Source organism: Rickettsia typhi str. Wilmington, assembly GCF_000008045.1.
Lineage (GTDB): Bacteria > Pseudomonadota > Alphaproteobacteria > Rickettsiales > Rickettsiaceae > Rickettsia > Rickettsia typhi.
Map to the genome: position 1 here is coordinate 202,844 of NC_006142.1, position 19,846 is coordinate 222,689.

Sequence of the window (19,846 nt, forward strand, 5' to 3'; positions counted from 1 at the left end):
GGTATATTTTTTTTATAAAAACATCAATACGTATTAACCCATTAAAGGAGTGTTGTTATTATGAGTACACATAACAAACAAGAACAAAAAAAAATGAATAAAACCGAATTTATAGCATATATGACTGAACATTGTCATAATAATAAGCATGCTGCACATAAAACATTAACAAAAGCTGATGCCGAGAAAGCACTTAATTTAGTTATTGATAGTGTGATTAGTGCAATAAAGAGCAAGCATAATGTTAATCTTACAGGTTTTGGTTCATTCGAAATACATCATAGAAAAGCACGTGAAGGGCGTAATCCAAAAACTGGAGCAAAAATGACAATAGATGCTTACAATCAACCTACTTTTAGAGCTGGAAGAAAATTGAAAGAAGCATGTAATTAAAGCATTCACTTATTTTTATAGTACTGATCATTTCTAAAACCCCGTTACAAGCTTGCGGGGTAAGATTAGAAAAATCGGTAATATTCTACAATAAGTTCTTAAAACAATTTATAACAATATTAAAACCATTGATAATTGAACTACTAGAGTTTCACTTAAAATATAATAAACTATATAATAGTTGGCTTATTGAGGCAGGGAATATAGAGCAAGCTTTACAAGATTTAGAAGAGTTTATATATATTAAGCTTTTTAAAAGCAACATCATGCTTGAAAATAATCCTGATTATTATTTTGTTGCTCGAGATAATGCTAAAAATATTTCTATTGGACAAATACGAAAATTACAAGACTTCTTAAATAAGACTTCTGCAATTTCAGGTCATAAAGTTGCTGTAATTTATACTGCTGATTTTATGAATTTGAATGCTGCAAATGCATGTTTAAAAATTCTTGAAGATGCACCAAAAAATAGTTACATTTTTTTAATTACTTCAAGAGCTGCAAGTATTATATCTACAATTAGATCAAGATGTTTTAAAGTTAATATTAGAGCTCCTCTACCTAATGTTAGAAATGATTTATATCTTCAGTTTATTCAACCGATAGCAGATAATAAAACGTTAGATTTTATTAATCGTTTTACTACTAAAGACCGAGAATTATGGTTAGGTTTTATTGAAAATTTATTATTATTAATGAATAGAATCCTTAAAAAATCTGCTAACTTTAATATTGATCTTCTAGATTTAGAAAATAAAATTTTTAATAAACTGAATAAGAATCCTTCATATTTACTACAAAAATTTACTGATATAAAAGAGTTAATATACAATACCATTGATTATGATTTGGACTTAAAAACAAGTTATATATTAGTAGTGAATGAGTTTTTTACAGTGTAAACTTTTTGTTAAGATAATTTAATATTAAGCTAATGAATTCCATAATAGTAAAAGTTGTAAAGATATATTAGTGTATTTCATAATAAAAATGCACTGTATCTTCTTTAAGTTTAAATGCTAAGCTAAGTATGTAAAAAATTTCTTAATCCTAATTTAACAAATATACTTGAAGAATATAAAAAAGCAATAAGTGTGTATGATATAAGTAGTAGTACTTGAGAATAAAAATATTTAGGTATTTTTTTGATAAAGTTAAGGCATTAAATATTTTTTAATTGCAGATAAGCAAATAATTCAAAGTTGTTGATAAATCTGTTAATCTTGATAAAGACAAACAATATTTTAATTTTATTGAAAAAATATGAAGTTACATATTATAGCATTAAAACAAAATAAGTACTTGTACTGTTATACTTGTTAAGCGCATAGTTTAAAAAAGTTAAGAAGATTGAAAGAAGTATTATATTGCATTACTTTTTAATAAACTCATTTCTCTGTCATAATATTGTTGTTGCTAAAACATATTGTATTAGAATTTTATAAATTATTTGCATGTTTAAAACTTTAACACAAAATTTAACTAAGATTTTTGATAGACTAGTCAATTCAGGAATTTTAACGGAAAACCAAATCGATACTGCTATGCGTGATGTAAGAGTAGCTCTTTTAGAGTCAGATGTTGCATTACCAGTGATAAAAGGTTTTATAGCAGAAGTCAAACAAAAAGCTTTAGGTCAGGAGGTTATTAAATCTGTTTCACCGGGACAGATGATCATTAAAATTATTCATGAAGAGATGATAAATCTTTTAGCTTCTAGTGAAAGTACAACAAAACTCAATTTAAATTCAAAACCACCAGTAAATTTATTAATGGTCGGTTTACAAGGTGGAGGTAAAACTACCGCAAGTGGCAAGCTTGCTTTGCTTCTTAAAAATCAAAATAAAAAAGTTTTACTTGTTTCTCTGGATACTTACAGACCGGCAGCACAAGAGCAACTTGCTATAATTGCAAATTCAGTCAATATTGATTCATTACCAATTGTTCAAGGTGAGCAACCTCTTGATATTGTCAAAAGAGCTATTAGTGAAGCTAAAATTTTTGCTTATGACGTTGTAATTTATGATACTGCAGGGCGTATACAAATTGATAACGTGATGATGGAAGAAGCGCTTGCAATAAAAAAGATATTAAATCCCACAGAAACTTTACTAGTAATTGATAGTATGACAGGGCAGGATGCAGTTGTTACAGCAAGAAGTTTTAGTGACAAGTTAGAAATTTCAGGGTTAATTTTATCGCGAATTGATGGTGATACGAAAGGTGGTGCAGCACTTAGTGTAAAATATTTGACTCAAAAGCCAATTAAGTTTTTAAGTTGTGGTGAAAAACTAACCGATTTAGAAGAGTTTGATGCTGAACGTTTAGCTTCTAGAATACTTGATATGGGGGATATTATCTCTTTTGTAAAAAAAGCGGCGAGTATCGTTGATAGAGAAGAAGCTGAAAGAACAGCAATTAAGTTAAAAAGTGGTAAGTTTGATTTAAATGATTATCTTAAGCACATGAGAAGTATAAAAAAAATGGGAGGTTTTGGAAGTATACTTAGCATGTTGCCGGGTAGTGGTAAAATTATTGATCAAATAGATCAATCAAAGTTAGATAGTAGAATCATTGAACATCAGGAAGCGATTATTTTATCTATGACTCTGAAAGAACGTAAAAATCCTGATATAATTAATGCATCTCGTAGAAAACGTATCGCTGCTGGAGCAGGGATGACAGTACAAAAAGTAAATATTTTGCTAAAGCAATATAAACAAATAAGTGCAGTGATGAAAAAAGCTAGTAAAATGAATCCTCAAAATTTATTCCGTAGTGGAATTAGTAAATTGTTTTCATAAAAACGGAATTATTGTATGGATCAGCAATTCACGTTATCATTTAGTGGCTTGTCGATTGTGAAAACAGAAATACAACTATTGTTTGTATTTATAAACTGAAACTTGACCCTGTGCTCAATTTATATGATGATTTATGTAAAATTGAAAACACATTCTATGTTCTATTGCATTTCAATTTAATTAATTTTCAATTTTAAAGCATTTGCAAAAAATGTATAGAGATTAATAAAATAATTTGCACTCTCTTTTAAATCACTACCACTACCATGTCCACTATCTTTACTTTCTAGAAAGTAAGTTTTAGTATTTGGATTTTGTGCAAGTACATACTCAAAAATTCTTCCATGCCATGGGTGTACACGCTGATCCAATACTGAATCTGTAATTAACACAGTTGGGTATTTTTGTGTTAAAGATAAATTCTCTAACGGTGCATATTTTTTAATATGTAATAAATCATTTGGAATTTCTGGATCACCATATTCAGTTACCCATGAATGTCCTGCTCCAAATTCTTTATAACGTATCATATCAAGTATCGGTACTTCGCATGCTACAGCACCAAATAACTCAGGACGTTGTGTCATTGCAACACTGACTAGTAATCCGCCGTTACTCCCTCCTTTAATTCCTAAATATTCAGGGCTAGTAATATTTTGCTTTATTAACTCCTCTGATACTGCAAAAAAATCATTAAAGGCTGTTTGACGTTTTATTCCTTGAGCTGACTTATGCCACTCAGGACCAAACTCTCCACCACCTCTGATATTAGCAAGAACACTAACACCAGCATTTTTAACCCATACTTCATTTTTAATCCGTGAAAAATATGGTGCATTGATTACCTGGAATCCACCATATGCTTCAAGTAATGTTGGATTTTTACCGTCAAATTTTATCCCTTTCTTATAAACAAGAAAATATGGTATTTTAACTCCATCAAAGCTTGTAGCTTCCTTTTGTTCTAAAACATAATTTTCACTATCAAAAGAGTATAAAGCTTTTCGAATAATTTTTAACTCATGAGTTTTAACCCATAAATAGATAGTTGGTGGAACTATCGAATTTTCTATAGTAATTAATGCCTCTTCTTCCTCTTCATAAGAAGACATCCCAAAAATTGCGTTCTGATAAGGTAGCTTTAAGACTACCGGTTTTGTCCATTGTTCATTTTCTAAAGTAAATGTTACAACTTTTGCAACCACATTATCGTAAGTTGCTAAAAATACTCTATCTTTAGTTGTGCTTATGAAATTAAATACTTCATTCGCTGTTGGTGTAAATAATATTTTTAGGCTAGTTTTATCACTTTCTGTTTTTAGTAGGTCTGTAAAGTGTAATGCAACCAGCGAGCCTGCCTTTATATTATGACTTTTAAATTTCCAATCAGAACGCAGCAACCAAAATACATATTCTTTAAAAGAACCTTGAAGTGTTGCATCTGATGGCATGTTTATTTTTTGTAATTTTAAGTTCTTATATTTAGTATCTAAAATATAATTGTCATAATTATAAAAATCTTTATTTGCAGATATAAATATTAAAGATGAAGAAATAGTATCTGATAAAAGTTTACCAGCTGATACATATATATATTCTTTTGGTACTTCAAAAAGTTTTTTAGCTTTTTCTATAGATTCTCCGCGCTTCCATATGTATAGCGAGTTAGGATATAAAGAGGACGTTATTTCATTTTTATGCAAAACTAGATTAAATATAATAGTATCTTTGTTGATCCAAGTAGGATAAGTAAATTTTCCTTCTAATAATTTCCCGCTATTTGTTATCGGTTCAAAGCCATTTTTAACAAAATCTTTTTTTTCTAAATCCCATTCTCTAAAAAACATCTCATCTTTACCACCAAAGGACATAGAAATTAAGTAACGATTAGGGTTTTGGAAACAATTACTTACACCTCGATAGGCTACTTTTTTACCGATTTTTTTTGATAATTTATCAAAATCGATTAGCACTTCCCAATTTGGTTTATCTTTAGAGTAATTATCAACTAACGTTCTACGCCATAATCCTTGCGGATTTTTATCATCCATCCAAAAATTATACACATAACCTTTACGTATAACACCATATGGAGTTTTTCTTTGGTCATAGAAAATAGTTTCTATTTCTTTTTTGATCTGTTTATATTCCTGCATTGCTTGCAAAGCTTTTTCTGTTTTACTAGTACGTTCTTTTGCCCATTCTAGCGCTTCCACTCCTTCAGCTTCTTCTAAAAATTTTGTCTCTTTTGGGTTAAATATTTGTTTATTATTATCTTCCATAGCATCAATACAAAAGGTTAATAAAATAATTGTCAAATAGCATATAATTTTTATCATTTAATAATATCTAATAAATTAAAAGCTTTATTTCAAGTTTTCTTTAAATTAGAATGGTTTTTATCATATATATTAAATAAAATCAAAGAAAATGCTAAATTGTGTAAGGCTTTTTTAATTGATTTGCTTTTTCAAGATCTTGTTTAGCAAAAATTAATAAGGTTTTTGTAAAAACAGTTTTATATTTAAAAATATTATAATTGTTAGCTGTAAATAATAAAAATCTATGTCTAGAGTACCTATGAGAGTTATGACTAATGATTTAAGTATTTACATTCATTGGCCGTTTTGTTTGTCAAAATGTCCATATTGTGATTTTAATTCTCATGTAGTAAGTACTATAGATTATAATCAGTGGATTAAGTCTTATGAAAAGGAAATTGAATATTTTAAGTTTATTATTCAAAATAAATATATAAAATCTATTTTTTTTGGTGGTGGTACTCCTTCACTAATGCATCCTTTAATAGTTGAAGTTATAATAAATAAAATAAATAATCTCGGAATTATTGATAATAAAACTGAGATAACTCTAGAAACTAATCCTACATCCTTTGAAGCTGAGAAGCTTAAAGCGTTTAAATCTGCTGGCATTAATCGTATTTCTATTGGAGTACAATCCTTAAAAGAAGACGATTTAAAAACATTAGGTAGAACTCATGATTCTATGCAAGCCATAAAAACAATTGAGGCAGCGAATACAATTGTTCCAAGAGTATCATTTGATTTGATATATGCACGTAACGGTCAGACATTAAAAGATTGGGAAGAAGAGTTAAAGCAAGCTATGTCCTTGGCTACCTCACATATTGCACTGTATCAATTAACTATCGAAAAAGGTACGCCGTTTTATAAATTATTTAAAAACGGTAATTTAATTTTGCCTAGTGTAGATGAAGCAGCTGAGATGTATGAGTGGACAAATCATTATCTAGAATCTAAAAAGTATTTTAGATATGAAATATCCAATTATGCTGTTCTAGGGCATGAATGTTTACATAATTTAACTTATTGGAATTATAATAGTTATTTAGGTATAGGTCCTGGAGCTCATAGTAGAATAATTGAAAATGCAAATTCAGTATTAGCAATTATGATGTTGCATAATCCTGCAAAATGGTTAGATGCTGTTAGAATAAAAAATGTTGGTATTCAAACTCATGCTAAGCTAACAAATCAAGAAATAATAGAAGAAATCTTAATGATGGGTTTACGTCTTAGAAAGGGTATAAATATTCCTACATTAGAGCAGAAATTGAGCGCGAAATTAGAAAATATTTTAGATATGAATAATCTGCAACATTATCAAAACCAAGGTCTAATTAAGTTAGATGAACATATCTATCTTACTGACAAAGGTTTAATGCTGCATAATTACATAGTACCTAGATTGATTAGATAATTAACAATTAATTATTTATTGATATAAAAAGGTTGTTTGAAGCATTATATAGAAATAATCTATTACAAAATCTTAAAGAAGCACTTAGATTATAGAATCATCATGAGTTAATAGAAGTTATTAGTAATAGTATTTATACTAACTGCCAACACTTAATTAGGTTGAGCACCAACCTATGTCATATATAGCTTTATATTGCTTAATATACTAAGTTCTCATGCACCTTTGCTTATTATACTTGATAAATTGGCTCTATTTAAAAATGCTATCATTTTTTCAATGTTTAAGAAACGACTAACTCTATAATAGTAAGCAATATACAATTGGACAAATAACGTCTCAGCAATGGTTCTTAGCTAATGCAATTAAGAGAAGTATTTAGAGAATATTATATTAAAAGTAACTATAACTATTTTATAATTTTATTAACAAGATGCGCGTATTATAGGAGTGTCAATTATGAATTTTCGTATTAGCTATTAAAATAGTATGTTTGAGGAATATGCATGTAAGTTACTAAAGTAAAAAAGTTAGTTAGTAGTAACAAGTTTGTACGATAAACGTATGAGTATATGCAGATGAGTTATGGTTTGAATAATAGCGTAATGTATCGAGCAATAGCTGTCTAAGTCTGCAATAACTAGATGCTAATTTGAACGGTCATAATGTAAACTTTAGCTTTATTAGATGGTAATATTTTCATTTTTTAATGAGTGCTATTATATCCATTTTTATTTTATGAATCTGTTATTGTAAGAAAATTGCATAGCATTTCACAAAATAAATATATCATTTATTATTTTTATGAGTATTCTAGAGTAGAAGACTTCGGTGTGGTTATATGTTTAGTAATTAAGATAAATATACTTTCTTATCTAAAGTATCTTCGCTATTATCTATAATCATAGTAATTGTTGCATCGCCTGTAATATTGATGGTAGTACGTAGCATATCAAGTATTCGGTCAATACCTGCAATAATGGCTACTCCTTCTATAGGTAAATGAACTGAAGACAGAACCATAGGTAGCATTATTAAAGAAGCACCAGGAATACCTGCACCGCCGATAGATCCAAGTGTTGAGGTAAGAATAATTACTAAGTAGTCATGTGGTGCAAGTGTTATTCCCATCATTTGAGCAAAGAATATAGTAGTAAGAGATAAATTTATTGCAAAGCCATCCATATTAATGGATGCCCCTATGGGCAGTACGAATGAAGTACTAGACTCTGAAATGCCAAGTTTTTCACGACAAACTTGCATAGTAGTTGCAAGAGTTGCTTTACTACTTGAAGTAGAAAACGCAAGTATCTGATATTCAAAACTTTTCTTATAAAAAGGTATAGGTGAAACACGGCAAAATATATATATAAGTAAGCCAAAAACTAAATATTGGCATGTCATCGCTACAATTACCGCTACAACCAGTTTTGATAAACTAATCATTACCCCAAAGCCCTGCATTCCTATAATCCAGCCTGTTAAAGCAAAAGCACCATAGGGAGATAATTGAATAACAAACGATATCATTTTTAATATTAATTTTGATATTGCATGAATTAAATCCGTAATTGGCTTATCAATAGATTTCATTTTATTTAATGTTATACCAACAAAAATAGCAAAAAATACAACTTGCAAGATATTACCGTTTGCAAAAGCCATAACCGCATTCTCAGGTATGATATTTACAAAAAAATCAATTATATTAAATGAAGTTCTACCTGTAGTACTTAAAGCAGTAAAATCTATATGTATACCTACTCCAGGCTTTAATGCTAATGCAATAGTAAGCCCAAAAATAGTTGCAAAAAAAGTCGTGCCTAAAAAAGCAGCTACTGCTTTCATTCCTACTCTACCAAGCGCAGAAGTATCATTCATGCTTGTGATACCAGAAACTAAGCTAAAGAAAATTAAAGGTGTAATAATCATTTTGATCAAACGTAAGAAAATATCACCGATAGGTTTAATATAATTAACATATTGTGGTAAATATATACCAAATATAATACCTAAGATTAACCCTAAGGTAACTTTTTGCCATAATTTCATAATTTATTTACTTAATTAAATTTGTTCAACAATAAGTTTATTTACTATTTTGGTCAATCCATTTTAAGTATTGTTGGTAACCATAGTCAATATTTATTTTTATTATTTGCGGTAATGCATAATTATGAATTTCAAGAATTTTATTTTCAATTGCATTATAATTATAAGATTTTGTTTTAATGACAAGCCGATGTTCATTTTCTATAATTGTTTTATTATCCCATCTATAGTAACTTTTGATATTATCAATTTGAATACAGGCCGCCAAGTTTAATTCTAACAAAATAGATGCTATTTTTTCGGCAATTTGTAAATCATTAGTAGTAGTTAAAATTAAACAGTAATCTTTTATACTCGATGAACTTAAAAAATTCGCTATGTTATCTTTGTAAGTCTTTGGATGTCCATGCATTTTTGTATGTACTGCTGCTCTGCTTACAGAGTCATTGATCTCTTGCAAGTTATTTTTTGTATCAGGATGTTTCATTGTATTTAGTGCGATATATACCTAAACCTCAACAAAACAATTCTGCGTTTCATATAGTTTAAGACTCGTTACAAAAAAGTTTTGATCTATGAAAAGTTTAGGAAAAATTTCATTTTTTAAATGTATTGCTATATTTTCTGCAGTCGGATTATTACGCATATAGTATATTTTTTGTCCGGTATAATTCTCTATTTGTTTCCCAATTTCTTTATCGTCTTGATGTAAGATTAAGTTATGATCAAAATTTGCATCAATCCATTTTTTAGCTAAATTCTTAATTAAGCCAAAATCGATTACCATACCAAGTTTATCGGTTTTGTTTGCGGCTATAGTTATCTCAAGCACATAGTGGTGGCCGTGCAGAAATTGACATTTATTTTTATGTCCTATAATTCTATGTCCTGCATCGAAGTCAATACGACGAGTACATTTTATCATTATTTATAACTCCGAGTAAATGAAGCAGTAATATAGAAGACTCAGTAGCTGCATATAATTTAGAAAAGCGCAAAGCGTTTTGATATTTTACACTGCAGCTTAGTTAATTTACGTGATTATTAAAACTGAAAAACAACTTAGGAAATTTTTCAAATTAAACTAGTATACTACAAATTTAATAATAACTTCTCAGGATTCTCAATAAGATTTTTAATTTTTACCAAGAATGATACTCCTTCTTTTCCATCAATGATACGATGATCATAAGATAAAGCTATATACATCATTGGACGTATTTCAATTTTACCGTCTATAACTACAGCTCTTTCCTCGGTTTTATGTAATCCTAAAATACCTGATTGAGGAGGATTAATAATCGGTGTAGATAATAATGAGCCATATACTCCTCCATTAGAAATTGAAAATGTACCACCTGACAAATCAGATATAGAAAGTTTTCCCTCACGAGCTTTTTTTGCTAAATTTCCTATAGCTTGCTCTATATCAGCAAAACTCATTTTATCGGCATCCCTAATAACTGGTACAACAAGTCCTTGCTCTGTTCCTACTGCTACACCTATATCGTAATAGTTCTTATATAATAAATCATCTCCATCTATTTCCGCATTTATCGATGGAATCAGCTTTAAAGCTTCAATTGTTGCTTTAACAAAAAATGACATAAATCCAAGTTTTACAGTATGCTTTTTCTCAAACTCTTCTTTATATTGATTACGCAAAGCAATAACTTTTGACATATCGATTTCGTTAAAAGTAGTCAAAATAGCTGCAGTATTTTGTGAATCTTTTAAACGCTGTGCAATAGTTTTACGCAAGCGTGACATACGCACGCGTTGTGTTCTTTCTTCATTAGTTTTATTTATTGCATGAGTCTCAATAGTAATAGGTGTAGTGTTTATGGTTTCCAGTACATCATATTTCGTAATTCTACCACCTCTACCAGTTCCTTTAATATTATTTGGATCAAGCTTGTTTTCGGTCACTAATTTTTGTACTGAAGGAGCAAGAATATTACTAGCCATGGCAGGTTTATCTACAAGCTGTTCTGAAGTGTGTTGTGAAACTTCTTGCTTTTTATTATTAATCCAAGCAGTATCTGTATCTGCAATTTCATTGATTTCACCTACTTCTTCGCCAACTGTGACATTTGCACCGTCAGTTTTTGATATTTTCCCTATAGTACCATTGCAAGGAGCATTAACTTCTAACGTCACTTTGTCAGTTTCGATTTCCAATAATAACTCATCAGTTTTAACTGCATCACCTAATTTCTTATACCATTTAGCAATAGTTGCTTCCGTTACTGACTCCCCAAGCGACGGTATTATAATTTTAATGCTCATAATTTATTTTACTCCTAAAAAAATCGGTCAATATAATTTCTATTTAATGATATCGTCTCCTAATGCTTCCATTAATAGCTTCTCTTGTTGTTTATTATGTACTTGCAGCGAACCTACTGCTGGAGACGCTGATTCTTCTCTTCCAACATATTTAAACTCGTTATTAATTTCTGCTTCTTTTAGAGCATCATTTAAGTGCTCAGCTATATAATTCCAAGCTCCCATATTCTTTGGTTCTTCTTGACACCAAATAAATGCTTGTGCCTTATTATATTTTTTTAATAGCGATGCTACAAGTGTTTTTTCAAAAGGGTATAATTGTTCAAGCCTGATAATTACTATATTACTATTATGAACACGCTTTGCAAATAGATCGTAATATACCTTACCGCTACATAAAATTACTTTAGTGATATTGTTTTTATCTATTTTAGTGACTTCATCTAAAACAGGTATAAAAGTAGTATTTTCACCTAGTTCATCAAGTTTAGATACTGCATATTTATGACGTAATAATGATTTTGGTGACATTACGATTAATGGTTTGCGTATACTCTCAAGTATTTGACGACGTAGCAGATGGAAAATTGACGCAGGAGTAGTTGGATATGTAATATACATATTTTCTTCAGCTGCGAGTTGTAAAAATCTCTCAAGTCGTGCTGAGCTATGCTCAGGGCCTTGTCCCTCGAATGCATGTGGAAGTAGTACAACAAGTCCACTCATACGCAGCCATTTAGTCGCGCTACTTGAAATAAACTGGTCAAAAATGATCTGAGCTCCATTAGCAAAATCACCAAATTGCGCTTCCCATAAAACTAAATTTTTTGGACTTGCAAGCGAATAACCATATTCAAAACCAAGTACTGCATATTCAGCTAAATTACTATTAGCTACCTCATATTGTGCTTGAGTCTTAGATAAATTATTTAGAGGTATATATGTTGTATCATCAATTTGGTTGTGTAATATTGAATGACGATGTGAGAAAGTACCACGTTCTGAATCTTGCCCAGTTAGCCTTATATTCGTGCCTGAACAAAGCAAGTGTGCAAAAGCGAGCTGTTCTGCTGTAGCCCAATCAATAGGTTGATCAGTTGTTAAAGTATTCTTGCGTACTTCAAATAATCTTACAAGTTTTGGATTAATTGTAAAATCTTTTGGTATTTCGCATAATTTAGTTCCTAAATCTTGTAATATTTTTTTATTCACCCCTGTTATTGCAGCTTTTCCTCGAGTACGAGAAATGCCTTTCCAGCATCCTCCTAAGAAATGTGATTCTTGCTTATAACTTTTTGCTTGTTCATATTCCTTATCTAGCTTTATTTTAAATTTTTCTTTTAACTTCGCATAATAATTGTTATCAATTATACCGCTTTTTACTAACTCATTCGCATAAATATTTCCAGGAGTCGGTTTGCTTTTTATAATGTTATACATTTTGCTTTGAGTATACATCGGCTCATCGCCTTCATTATGTCCATATTTTCGATAACAAATAATTTCCACCACAACATCTTTGCTAAATTTCTGCCTGTATTCTACAGCAATATCCGTTGCTTTTAATACCGCTTCTATATCATCACCATTAACATGTAAAATCGGAGCAGCTATGATTTTTGCAAACTCAGTAGAATATCTGCTAGCTCTAGTATCAGCGGCATTTGCAGTAAAACCTAGTTGATTATTAATGACAAAATGCAATATTCCACCAACATTATAAGCAGTTAAAGGCGACATTGATAAGCTCTCTGCTACTACACCTTGACCACAAAAAGCAGCATCTCCATGCAATAAAATCGCCTTAACTTTGCTGCGTTTAGTATCTACAAGCATATCCTGTTTTGCTCTAACTTTTCCTGCAACTATAGAATTGATTGCTTCTAAATGTGATGGATTATCAGCAAGAGATAAATGTATCTTCTGATTTGCTCTGACTCTATCTGCTGAATAGCCTAAATGATATTTTACATCGCCAGAAATATTTAGTTCATCAGGAAATACGTTGCCATTTATGAAGCCTGCAATAACTGCTTTATAAGGCTTGCCAACTACTTTAGTTAGAGTATTTAACCTCCCTCTATGTGCCATGCCGATGACGATTTCTTCAACGCCTTGATTCATAGATAAATCTATAGCTTTATTCATGGCGACTATAGAAGAATCACCACCCTCAATTGAAAAACGCTTAGCACCAGGAAATTTTGTATGTAAAAACTGTTCAAAGCATTCTACTTCTACAAAATCATTTAGAATAGATCTTTTCTCTTCAGACGCAAATGTAATTTCAGTTTCTAGCTTAGTATATAACCAGTTTTTTTCTTCTACATTTTCTATTTGATCAAACTCTACACCTATAGAGCTTGTATAAACTTTATCGAGCTTAGTAACTAATTCTGATAATTTACAATTCCAAGTACCGATAAATTCATCCGTAATATTGATATTTTCTTCTAATTGACTACTATCAAGACCAAAAGCTTCTATATTAAGTTTTAACTCATCTTTGGTTTTTCGTATCTCAAGACCAAGTGGATCAAGATTTGCTAAATAATGAGCATTTCTGCGGTAAGCACTAATCATTTCTTTAGCCTTAAGATTATGTAATCCTTCATAAGATAAATTATTATTTAACAGTGCTTTTGTTACATTAGGATTAGGTCTAATTACTTTAGCAGTACTTTTATTAAGCAGTGCATTATTATCCTTAATATCGGCAAAAAATTCTTGCCAAGTTTGATCAACAGAATTTGGGTTCGCTAAATATTGTCTATATAATTCTTCAACAAATACAGCATTCCCCGCAAATAAATAACCTGTTTTATTAAAATATTTTTCCATATTGTTGTTTGTATTGTTTGTTTTTTTGTGCAAATGTAATATTGAACTTTTATATCCTTCCTGCCGAGTCAACAATGACATAAAAGATCGATATAACAATATAAATATTTATTCTAAATATCCTCTATACACATTAGTGTTAATATTTCCCGCATCACTAGCACTTTTTAATAAATCGGCTGCATTTTTTAATGAACCGAGATTTCTCAAATTATTATTTAGATAATGATTTAAATTAAAATCATCATTTAATATATCATCTTGTATATTTTAGTGTTGTTTTTTATTTTTTGCATTACCATTGATGCAATAATTGCACCATTTGTATATACTAGAAAGTAATCAAAATTCCTATGTAACTAGTTGATATCTTGAAGACATCCATTATTAAAATTTACTGGTATATTAACTAAGGATTCATACATCTTACTATCCCAAAATTTTGGTAACTCATCAAGATGTAAATCGCCATTGATAAGTATTTCTTTTATCTCAAAACGTAATATTATATGCATCAGATAAGTTAGTTCAGCTGCTTTAACTCTTATAAAGTCAGGTTTAACTCTTGTAGTTTTGCTATATAAATTTTCTGCTGAATATTCTTCTTTTTTAAGAGCGAATTCGTCCTGAAGTAATTTAGCTAAAAATTCTGTAAATTTTTTTGATCTACTTATTGCCATAAATAAAGATTTGCTTTCATGAAAGGCAATACCTTTTGCAAGCCAAACTTGCTGTCCTTTATAAATTTCTAGCAAATTTTGCTCATATAAAGCATATTCTGTTTCGTTTATAATGTACATTAAGCCACTTATGAAACTATATTTATATCTAGTAGTTAAACGTGCATAATGTGCTGTCCATACGCAAAAAGGATGAATAGCTTCGTCTAAGCGAGCTTTTATTAGATCAAACTGCATTATTTGCATAATGTGTTGCATGATCAGTTTTCGCATTTCAGACGCTAGTTCACTGTTTTGTACTAATTCTTTTTTGCTTGTATGTTTTATTAGTTCTGGCAGTGCCGTTTTCAGTACTGAAAAAACTTGTTTAATTTTACTACTTTTTTTGCTTAGGTTAATTAATGAGTCATATAATCCACAATTTAAAACAGCCTCTCGTACTTTAGTAACTTCTTCTGTATAATCCGACACTTTTTGTAAGTGTGTTTTAAATAAATTATAGTCATTATTTTTTATTGCTTTGCTCCAAGTATGTTCAGTTGTAGTAGTAGCAGCTACTAATTTTTTTTTAAGCTGTTTGTTAATACAGTTTGTATCTGTTATTTTTTTCTTAATTTTTCTAATATCTTGCCATTTATTAAGGTTATTTGATTTTTCTTTTGCCTTACTGATGAGTTCCTTGAAAATAGAAGATTCGATCATAGCATGAATAAACGACGTTAAAGTTATTATTTCGTTCGTCCTGCTACTTGAATTTATAGGAAAATTTACTGCAACATCACAGCTTAATATATTATTAAAATGCGGGCTTGTCGCAAACTCGTTTTCTAGTGCTGTGTAGTTGCTGTTCATAATTTTTTTCTACTATGTTATCCCTATGTAGATTAATACTATTTCTATTATATCAATGATTTGACAACGTGCTACAGAAAAAGGATAAGTACAAAAATTCTATTCATCTTTCTTTACTTTTGATCATGTGAAAAAGCTACTGGATGTAATAACTCTTTTGCTACTTTTAAACTTGCAGCGGTGATTGTTTTACCTGAAATCATTCGAGCAAGTTCTGTCTGTCTTTCAGCTAGATTTAAAGCTTTTACTTTGACTTTCGTTTCTTGTTCTAACTGTGTTTTTTCAATTTTTATATGCAAGTCCGCTTTACCTGCTACTTGAGGCTGGTGTGTAATAACTATTACCTGTGTAACTGAGCTAAGTTTTTTTAACCGATCACCTATTTTATCTGCAGCCTCTCCAGCAATACCTACATCTATTTCATCAAATATAATAGATGGTTTTATCATTTTATCAAATAAAGAAGTTTTTAAAGCAAGCATGAACCGTGATAATTCACCACCAGAAGCGATTTTATTAATTGCTTCTATTTTCATGCCTGGGTTAGTAGAAGCTTTAAATACAATATCGTCATTACCACTTGCAGTAGGATCTATTCTAGTTTTGACCTCAATCTTAAAATTTGCGTTCTCCATTTTAAGCTGTTTTAATTCTTGATTCAATGATTCTTCTAAATGTTTTGCAGCGATAAGACGCTTTGCAGATAAATCACTTGCTAGTTTATAATATTGTTCCTGTAATAGCACTTCTTGAGCTTGTAACTTATTACTATTTGCTATTTTATTTTTTAATATTCCAAGTTGTTCTAAAGATTTATCTAAAAAGATACCTAACTCATTTGCAGGCACATTATATTTACGACTAATAGCTTTTATTAAAAATAATCGCTCTTCTGTTTCTTCAAGATTATATTCCTCATAAGTAAAACTACCTAAGATGTTTGATAATTCTTGACGTGCTACTTCTAAATTATTATATGCTTCCTCTAAACTTGTAACGACAGCATTAAAACGATCATTATAGTCTTGTCTTGCTAATAGTTTACATGCTCTATTAATTGATATATTTATTTCAGGGTTATTAATTTCTGCTATAATATCTCTTATTAGCTGTAAATTCTTACCTTTATTTTGCAAATCTTTTCGTATATTTGTTAATGTTTCTTCTTCACCTATTTGAATGTTCAGCTTAGTTAATTCTTCTGTTACAAAACTCAAATAATCAATTTCTTGTTCTATCTCATTTTGCTTCACTGTTATTTCTTCAATTTCTTTTCGAGTATTTTGCCAAATTTGATAACATTTTGCAAGTTGTACACGAAATTCTAAAAGATTTCCATAACTATCTAAAATATCACGTTGAGTACTTGCTTCTAGAAGTGTAATATTATTATTTTGTCCATGAAGTTCAAATAAATAATTAGCTAATTGCTTCATAAGTGTTTTAGTCACTATTTGATTATTAATGAAAAAATTTTTCCGTCCTTCTACTTTTTGCAGACACTTCACAAGCAATAACTCTTCAGGTTCAATAAAATTTTGGATTAGAAATTTTTTTATTTCATCGTTTAAAGAAAATATTATATTAACAACAGTGTAATCTTTGCCATGCTTTATTACATTGTTTGAGGTTTTATAACCTAAACAAAATAAAATAGCATCAAGTAAAATAGATTTACCAGCGCCTGTTTCACCGGTAATAACACACAAACCTTTATTAAACTCAATTTCCAGTTCGTCTATCAGAATGAAGTTTTTAACTGAGAGACTATAGAACATATGCTGCTTAATTTTGATAGTTTTTGACTAATCTGTATGCATAACTATACCATTTACTATCAGGATAGTTGTAACCTAAAACTGAAGCATATTTTTTTGCTTCATCATGCAAGCCAAGCATCATATAGCTTTCGACTAAACGGTAAAGAGCTTCTACAGAGTGATAAGTAGTTTGATAATTATCAATTACCTCTTCAAATCTATTTATCGCTGCTATCGGGTTCTTTTTCTTTAGGTAAAAGCGTCCTATCATCATTTCTTTACCTGCTAAATGATCATTTACTAAGTCAATTTTTAAAGATGCATCGATAGCATATTTAGTATTTGGGAATTTTGTTATTACATCTTCAAAACTATCCTTAGATAAAAAAGTTCTAGATTGATCATGATTAACATCTGAAATTAACATGTAATATGACAGCGCTTTAAGATAATATGCATAAGCAATATCTACGTTTGCGGGATGCAAATTAATGAACATATCAAGTATGTCCACTGCTTCTTCATATTGAGCGGCAAGGAATAAAGCATAAGCCTGCATTAATTCTGCTTGCGGTGTCATTTCATTACCTGGATGTTGATAAAATATTTTTCCAAATTCTTCCGCTGCTTTTTTATATTTTTTCTTGTCCAGTAATATAATACCTTCATTATAAAGAGTAGCGATAGGTACTACTATATCATTACTGTTTTTTTTACTTTTACATCCACTTAAAATTAATCCTATAACTAAAAAGGCGCTCAATAATTTTGTTAATTTCATAAGAACTTAAATTAAGTTAATAACTAAATATACATATAGGCTTACAAAATTTCAAGGATTCAATTTAAAATCTCAAAAAACTTATAATATTCTTTAACAGTGATGATTTAGGCAATAAGATTTTATGTGCACAAGGTAATTCTTATAAAGCATATACTTGTAAGTCAAGATTTGAGTGCTAGATTGATTATAACAAGAAGTAGAATATATCTATTTTGCTTATTTCTCATATCCATTATCATTTTATTTTTTGGTTATTAGCTACTTTATGAGAAAAGCTCTTCTCTGAAGCCATTTGATGCCTTTTACCTGCATTATATTGATCAAATATTTTGACTGTATTAGAAAAGATGATTTTTAACTAAATCTATATCAATCATTCAGATATAATATTTAGAGGAATAGTGGCTTGATTCCTATAGAAAAGTTAAACAAAATTCATGACCACATACTTTTCATTTTATTAAAAAAGCTACTATCATTTTCTTTTTCATTTATAGATTCTTTTTTGAATTCTTCTAGTAATTCACGTTGTCTTTTAGATAAATTTTTAGGTACTTCAACATGAATATGCGTAAGCATATCACCTCGAATAGTAGATCTTATTTTAGACATACCTTTACTGCGTAACCTTAATTGATCCCCGTTTTGAGTACCTGCTGGGATTGTTAATTTTACTTTTCCACCTTCAATTACTGGTACTTCTATTTCCCCTCCAAGAGCAGCATGAACAAAACTAATAGGTAATTTACAATGTAGATTTGCTCCATCTATTTTATAAATATCATGTGGTTTTATTGCGATATCAACATATAAATCACCGTTATTACCTCCTCTAATACCTGCTTCTCCTTCTCCTGAATGTCTTATTCTAGTACCATTTTCAACACCAGCAGGAATATTAATTGATAAATTACGTTGTTTATGATAACGCCCCATGCCATGACACTTTTTACAAGGATTTTTTATAATTTGTCCATTACCTTGACATTTATGACAAGTTTGTTCAAGTGTGAAGAATCCTTGCTGAATTCTAGTAACTCCAACACCACCGCAAGAATCACAAGTTGTTACAGTTTCGCCTTTTTCAGAACCAGTGCCGTGACATGCATCGCATTTTACTTCGCTAGAGAAACTAATATTTTTTTCTATACCGTGAAATGCCTCTTCTAGCTTAATTGTTAAATCGTATTTTAAATCCGATCCTCTAATCTTGCTTGATGTTTGCTTTCTTCTGCCACTTCCCATAAAGTCACTAAAGAAATCTCCAAATATATCATTAATATCATGGTGAAACCCGCTATTATTTCCACCTCCTCGTGCTTGTTGGTTTTGGAAAGCATCATGCCCGAAACGATCATAAGCAGCTCTTTTTTGTTCGTCTTTTAAAACATCATAAGCAGCATTAATTTCTTTAAACTTCTTTTCGGCATCGTGAGCATTAGTAGTATCAGGATGATATTGCTTAGCTAGCTTTAGATAAGCTTTTTTAATGTCAGCTTGGCTAGCTGTTTTACTGACTCCTAATACTTGGTAATAGTCTTGTGACATGAAATTATATTATAATAGTTGTTTTATACGACGATGTCATACCATGACTTGAACACGTCATCCAGTAAAAACGCATGCTTTTATTATTTGGATCTAGTG

At 29.9% G+C, this 19,846-nt stretch carries 13 protein-coding genes and 1 pseudogene; 4 read left to right on the plus strand and 10 right to left on the minus strand.

Annotation, left to right across the window (positions count from 1 at the left end; genetic code table 11):
• Nucleotides 1-93: 93 nt before the first annotated feature.
• The 3 genes from RT_RS00810 to ffh all read left to right on the plus strand — a co-directional run bounded on the left by RT_RS00810 (nt 94) and on the right by ffh (nt 3,200).
• Nucleotides 94-393 carry an HU family DNA-binding protein gene (locus tag RT_RS00810; RefSeq protein ID WP_011190633.1) on the plus strand — a complete coding sequence of 100 codons (300 nt, stop codon included), beginning with the start codon at nt 94-96 and terminating at the stop codon, nt 391-393.
• A gap of 128 nt (nt 394-521) precedes the next feature.
• Entirely contained in the window at nt 522-1,298 is a 777-nt protein-coding gene (locus RT_RS00815) for a DNA polymerase III subunit delta' (RefSeq protein ID WP_014419407.1), read from the plus strand.
• A 552-nt stretch (nt 1,299-1,850) separates the two neighbouring features.
• The gene (gene ffh / locus RT_RS00820; protein ID WP_011190635.1) at nt 1,851-3,200 is read left to right on the plus strand and encodes a signal recognition particle protein; all 1,350 of its coding nucleotides are present in this window, start codon (nt 1,851-1,853) and stop codon (nt 3,198-3,200) included.
• A gap of 176 nt (nt 3,201-3,376) precedes the next feature.
• Here ffh and RT_RS00825 read toward each other — a convergent pair whose 3' ends face one another.
• Nucleotides 3,377-5,539: a prolyl oligopeptidase family serine peptidase gene (locus RT_RS00825; protein ID WP_011190636.1), complete on the minus strand. Its 2,163-nt coding sequence runs from the start codon at nt 5,537-5,539 to the stop codon at nt 3,377-3,379.
• 241 nt (nt 5,540-5,780) lie between these two features.
• Here RT_RS00825 and hemW point away from each other — a divergent pair, with 241 nt between their 5' ends.
• Nucleotides 5,781-6,941: a radical SAM family heme chaperone HemW gene (gene hemW / locus RT_RS00830; RefSeq protein ID WP_044286898.1), complete on the plus strand. Its 1,161-nt coding sequence runs from the start codon at nt 5,781-5,783 to the stop codon at nt 6,939-6,941.
• Between the two features lie 852 nt (nt 6,942-7,793).
• Here the strand turns inward: hemW and RT_RS00835 are convergent.
• The 9 genes and pseudogenes from RT_RS00835 to dnaJ all read right to left on the minus strand — a co-directional run bounded on the left by RT_RS00835 (nt 7,794) and on the right by dnaJ (nt 19,747).
• Nucleotides 7,794-8,993 (minus strand): dicarboxylate/amino acid:cation symporter, encoded by a 1,200-nt coding sequence (locus tag RT_RS00835; protein WP_011190638.1) that lies wholly within the window; start codon nt 8,991-8,993, stop codon nt 7,794-7,796.
• A 37-nt stretch (nt 8,994-9,030) separates the two neighbouring features.
• On the minus strand, nt 9,031-9,345 hold the full coding sequence (gene cutA / locus RT_RS00840; protein ID WP_044286901.1) for a divalent-cation tolerance protein CutA: 315 nt from the start codon (nt 9,343-9,345) through the stop codon (nt 9,031-9,033).
• A 156-nt stretch (nt 9,346-9,501) separates the two neighbouring features.
• Nucleotides 9,502-9,918, minus strand: coding sequence for a 6-pyruvoyl trahydropterin synthase family protein (locus RT_RS00845; protein ID WP_011190640.1), 417 nt, complete (start codon nt 9,916-9,918; stop codon nt 9,502-9,504).
• A gap of 167 nt (nt 9,919-10,085) precedes the next feature.
• Nucleotides 10,086-11,282 (minus strand): 2-oxoglutarate dehydrogenase complex dihydrolipoyllysine-residue succinyltransferase, encoded by a 1,197-nt coding sequence (gene odhB / locus RT_RS00850; protein ID WP_011190641.1) that lies wholly within the window; start codon nt 11,280-11,282, stop codon nt 10,086-10,088.
• A 39-nt stretch (nt 11,283-11,321) separates the two neighbouring features.
• Entirely contained in the window at nt 11,322-14,123 is a 2,802-nt protein-coding gene (locus RT_RS00855) for a 2-oxoglutarate dehydrogenase E1 component (RefSeq protein WP_011190642.1), read from the minus strand.
• A 108-nt stretch (nt 14,124-14,231) separates the two neighbouring features.
• Nucleotides 14,232-15,655: pseudogene (locus RT_RS00860) on the minus strand (carboxypeptidase).
• Between the two features lie 113 nt (nt 15,656-15,768).
• Entirely contained in the window at nt 15,769-17,433 is a 1,665-nt protein-coding gene (gene recN, locus RT_RS00865) for a DNA repair protein RecN (RefSeq protein ID WP_011190644.1), read from the minus strand.
• 7 nt (nt 17,434-17,440) lie between these two features.
• On the minus strand, nt 17,441-18,196 hold the full coding sequence (locus RT_RS00870; RefSeq protein ID WP_011190645.1) for an outer membrane protein assembly factor BamD: 756 nt from the start codon (nt 18,194-18,196) through the stop codon (nt 17,441-17,443).
• A 438-nt stretch (nt 18,197-18,634) separates the two neighbouring features.
• Nucleotides 18,635-19,747, minus strand: coding sequence for a molecular chaperone DnaJ (dnaJ, locus tag RT_RS00875; protein ID WP_011190646.1), 1,113 nt, complete (start codon nt 19,745-19,747; stop codon nt 18,635-18,637).
• Nucleotides 19,748-19,846: the final 99 nt, after the last annotated feature.

Bases quoted from the DNA above. Each gene is read 5' to 3' on its own strand.
- RT_RS00810 (WP_011190633.1), top strand. From the start codon at position 94: ATGAATAAAACCGAATTTATAGCATATATGACTGAACATTGTCATAAT.
- ffh (WP_011190635.1), top strand. From the start codon at position 1,851: ATGTTTAAAACTTTAACACAAAATTTAACTAAGATTTTTGATAGACTA.
- RT_RS00825 (WP_011190636.1), bottom strand. From the start codon at position 5,539: ATGATAAAAATTATATGCTATTTGACAATTATTTTATTAACCTTTTGT.
- hemW (WP_044286898.1), top strand. From the start codon at position 5,781: ATGAGAGTTATGACTAATGATTTAAGTATTTACATTCATTGGCCGTTT.
- RT_RS00835 (WP_011190638.1), bottom strand. From the start codon at position 8,993: ATGAAATTATGGCAAAAAGTTACCTTAGGGTTAATCTTAGGTATTATA.
- RT_RS00845 (WP_011190640.1), bottom strand. From the start codon at position 9,918: ATGATAAAATGTACTCGTCGTATTGACTTCGATGCAGGACATAGAATT.
- odhB (WP_011190641.1), bottom strand. From the start codon at position 11,282: ATGAGCATTAAAATTATAATACCGTCGCTTGGGGAGTCAGTAACGGAA.
- RT_RS00855 (WP_011190642.1), bottom strand. From the start codon at position 14,123: ATGGAAAAATATTTTAATAAAACAGGTTATTTATTTGCGGGGAATGCT.
- recN (WP_011190644.1), bottom strand. From the start codon at position 17,433: ATGTTCTATAGTCTCTCAGTTAAAAACTTCATTCTGATAGACGAACTG.
- RT_RS00870 (WP_011190645.1), bottom strand. From the start codon at position 18,196: ATGAAATTAACAAAATTATTGAGCGCCTTTTTAGTTATAGGATTAATT.
- dnaJ (WP_011190646.1), bottom strand. From the start codon at position 19,747: ATGTCACAAGACTATTACCAAGTATTAGGAGTCAGTAAAACAGCTAGC.